The 3,616-nt window shown below is 56.5% G+C and carries 4 protein-coding genes; 2 read left to right on the top strand and 2 right to left on the bottom strand.

Features of this window, described 5'->3' with window-relative positions:
* Positions 1-103: 103 nt before the first annotated feature.
* Both purU and ADK28_RS02245 read right to left on the bottom strand, forming a co-directional pair.
* Entirely contained in the window at positions 104-952 is an 849-nt protein-coding gene (purU, locus tag ADK28_RS02250; RefSeq protein WP_016927485.1) for a formyltetrahydrofolate deformylase, read from the bottom strand.
* A 68-nt stretch (positions 953-1,020) separates the two neighbouring features.
* Positions 1,021-1,485 carry a YchJ family protein gene (locus ADK28_RS02245; protein WP_048794771.1) on the bottom strand — a complete coding sequence of 155 codons (465 nt, stop codon included), beginning with the start codon at positions 1,483-1,485 and terminating at the stop codon, positions 1,021-1,023.
* Between the two features lie 118 nt (positions 1,486-1,603).
* On the opposite strand from ADK28_RS02245, the gene rssA reads away from it, so the two are divergent.
* Together rssA and rssB are read left to right on the top strand one after the other, a co-directional pair.
* Positions 1,604-2,506: a patatin-like phospholipase RssA gene (gene rssA, locus ADK28_RS02240; protein WP_016927487.1), complete on the top strand. Its 903-nt coding sequence runs from the start codon at positions 1,604-1,606 to the stop codon at positions 2,504-2,506.
* Between the two features lie 103 nt (positions 2,507-2,609).
* A partial coding sequence (gene rssB, locus ADK28_RS02235; RefSeq protein ID WP_048794772.1) for a two-component system response regulator RssB occupies positions 2,610-3,616 on the top strand: 1,007 nt, incomplete at its 3' end.

The following is a 3,616-nucleotide window of genomic DNA, read 5'->3' as shown; positions in this document are numbered from 1 at the left end:
GAAGCGGATGTGTAAAGTATTGAAATGCAGAAAATGAATCGTTTGCCGTTTTTTTATTCTTGGCGGTGCATCCCTGAACGAAATGCACCGATTTATTGAACGATTACAGAATAACGGTGCGGTTGCCGTAGACGAAGACGCGCTGCGCCAGCACCTGATACAGGGCGCGGCTGAGCACATTTTTCTCCACGTCGCGGCCGGCGCGCATCATATCCTCGGCGGAATAGGTGTGATCGACGTGGATCACGTCCTGCATGATGATCGGGCCTTCGTCGAGATTGTCGTTAACGTAGTGGGCGGTGGCGCCGATGATTTTTACCCCGCGTTCGTAGGCCTGGTGATAAGGCCGCGCGCCGATAAACGCCGGCAGGAACGAATGGTGAATGTTGATTACCTGATTCGGATAATGTTGCACGAAGGCCGGAGTCAGCACGCGCATATATTTGGCCAGCACCACGTAATCCGGCTGATATTGATCGATCTTGGCCGTCATTTCGCGGTCGTGCTGTTCGCGCGTCAAGCCTTCGTGGCTCACCAGATGGAAAGGAATATCGAAACGCTCCACCAGCGATTGCAGCGTGTCGTGGTTGCCGATTACGGCGGCGATCTCAACGTCGAGGCCGCCATAGGCGCTTTTCATCAACAGATCGCCCAGGCAGTGCGCCTCTTTGGTGACCAGCACCACGATGCGCCGGCGCCCGGTGCTGTGCAGTTCACGCAGCGAACCTTCCGGCAGGGCGCTGTCCAGATCGGCCAGCAGCGTGTTGTCGTTGAAAATGCCTTCCAGCTCGGTGCGCATGAAGAAGCGCCCGGTGCGGTGATCGACGAACTCATTGTTCTGGACGATATTGAGTTCGTGCTTGTAACAGATGTTGGTGATCTTGGCGATCAGTCCTTTGGCGTCCGGGCAGATGGTGCGTAACACTTTCCGTTGTACATTTTGGTGCGGCATGGGTTTGAGGATCCTGTCTGATACTGAACGGCCTGTCTGCGCAGGCGTAAACGTGAAGCGCCGGCCGGCTAGCGCCCGCAGCACTTCTTGTATTTTTTCCCTGAGCCACAGGGACACATCGCATTTCGGCCGGGCTGGGGTTTGGTGCCGTCGATATAATACCAACGTTGATCGTGACGAAGGAAGCGCGAACGCTCATGCATCGCCTGCGGTTCGCCGCTTTCGCCATCGGTGAAACGGGCGATGAATTCGACGAAGCCTTCATCCGGCTCATGACCGGCTTTCTCTTCCACGATCGTCAGGCCCAGCCACTCGGTATTCTTAAAGCTGTCGACGATTGCATTGCGCCACGCTTCGGCGCCACAGTCGGGGTGCCAGGTGGCGATCAAATAGTCGACGTTATGATTCACGTAGGCGGTGAAGCGTGAACGCATCAGTTGGCCGGGCGTCGGCGCCGGCTGACTGCCGCTGATAAAAGGGGCGCAGCACGCGTTATACGCCAGTCCGCTGCCGCATGGGCATGATTCGGGCAAAATGACTCCTGATAAAACGAGGCTGAAAATGAATTTAGCGCATATGTTACCTAACAATATTCGTCAGTGACAATCTACCCTGAAAGCAGGGAACACCGTTTACCGAGAGGATGGCGCTATGCGGCAAATCAAGATCGGACTGGCGCTGGGTGCGGGCTCGGCTAAAGGCTGGGCGCACATCGGCGTGATCAATGCGTTAAAGAAGCTGGGGATTGAGGTCGATATCGTTGCCGGCTGCTCTGTCGGCGCGTTGGTGGGCGCCGCGTTCGCCAGCCATCGCCTGCCGGCGATGGAGCAGTGGGTGCGATCGTTCAGCTATTGGGACGTGATTCGCCTGATGGATTTTTCCTGGCAGCGCGGCGGCCTGTTGCGCGGCGAGCGGGTGTTTAACGCCGTCGGACAGCTGCTGAAGATCAATGATATCGCCGATTGTGCGTTGAAGTTCGGTGCCGTGACGACCAATCTCAGCACCGGGCGTGAGCTGTGGCTGACCGAAGGCGATATTCATCAGGCGATACGCGCTTCCTGCAGTATGCCAGGCCTGTTGGCGCCGGTATGGGCCGACGGCTATTGGCTGGTGGATGGCGCGGTGGTCAATCCGGTGCCGGTGTCGCTTTGCCGCGCCATGGGCGCCGATATCGTCATCGCGGTCGATCTGCAGCATGACGCGCACCTGATGCAGCAGGACCTGTTCTCGATACGTATCGAGGAAGAAAGCCCGAACGATGCGCCTGCGGCTACCTGGCGCGGGCGTCTGCGGGAGCGCGTCGGCAGAATGCGTAAGCGCAAACCGGCGACGGCGCCGACGGCGATGGAGATTATGAGCACATCGATTCAAATGCTGGAAAATCGCCTGAAGCGCAACCGGATGGCGAGCGATCCGCCGGATGTCTTGATCCAGCCTTTTTGCCCGCAAATCTCAACGCTGGATTTCCACCGCGCCGATGAAGCGATCGAGGCGGGGTTGCTGGCGGTTGAAAAACAACTGGATCGGTTGTTGCCGTTGATAAAAAATAGATAATTCTCGGTTCTTGGTTGGCAATGCGCAGTTGGTCTGTTTCAGACGAGCATAAGTGACCTTTTTGAGCCACTATTACACTATGGAAAGGGACGAGGCTCGGCTGATGGCATTACCACTCACTCACAAGCGCATCTTGATCGTTGAGGACGAACAGGTTTTTCGTTCCGTGCTGGTCGGTTATCTGACCTCGCTGGGCGCTGAAACCGGCGAGGCGACCAACGGTTTACAGGCGCTGAGTGCCGTCGATGACTTCAAGCCGGATCTGATTCTGTGCGATCTCGCGATGCCGGAAATGGGCGGTATCGAATTTGTTGAACATCTGCGTTTGCAGGGGCTGCAGATCCCGGTGCTGGTGATCTCGGCCACCGACAAGATGGCCGACATCGCCAAGGTGCTGCGGTTGGGCGTGCAGGATGTGCTGCTCAAGCCGCTGACCGATCTCAATCGCCTGCGTGAAGCGGTGCTGGCGTGCTTATACCCCAATATGTTCACCTCCCAGGCGATTGAAGAGGTTGAACTGTTTCAGGACTGGGATGCGTTGAGCAAAAATCCTTCCGAAGCCGTCAAACTGCTTAAGCAACTGCAGCCGCCGGTACAGCAGACCATTGCGCATTGCCGGATCAACTATCGGCAGTTAACCACCGGCGAAAATCCCGGCCTGGTGCTGGATATCGCCGCCTTGTCAGAAAAGGATCTGGCATTCTATTGTCTGGACGTCACGCGCGCCGGCGATAATGGCGTATTGGCGGCATTGCTGTTGCGCGCATTATTTAATGGGCTGCTGCAGGACCATCTGGCTAATCAACAGCATCGTTTGCCGCAAATGTCGGCATTGTTAAAGCAGGTTAATCAATTATTGCGGCAGGGGAAATTAGACGGTCAATTCCCTCTGTTGTTGGGATATTATCACGCCGAAAATAAAAACCTGATTCTGGTTTCCGCCGGGCTGCATGCCAACGTCAATACCGGTGACAATCAAATCCAGTTGAGCAACGGCGTGCCGCTGGGGACGCTGGGGGCTACCTACATGAATCAGATCAGCCAGCGTTGTACCGCCTGGCAATGTCAGGTATGGGGCAGCGGTGGCCGATTGCGACTGATGCTCAGCGC

Origin of the sequence: Serratia sp. 506_PEND, assembly GCF_001076875.1 — a bacterium.
Classification (GTDB): Bacteria; Pseudomonadota; Gammaproteobacteria; order Enterobacterales; family Enterobacteriaceae; genus Serratia; species Serratia marcescens.
This window is presented reverse-complemented; position numbering and strand designations above follow the sequence as displayed.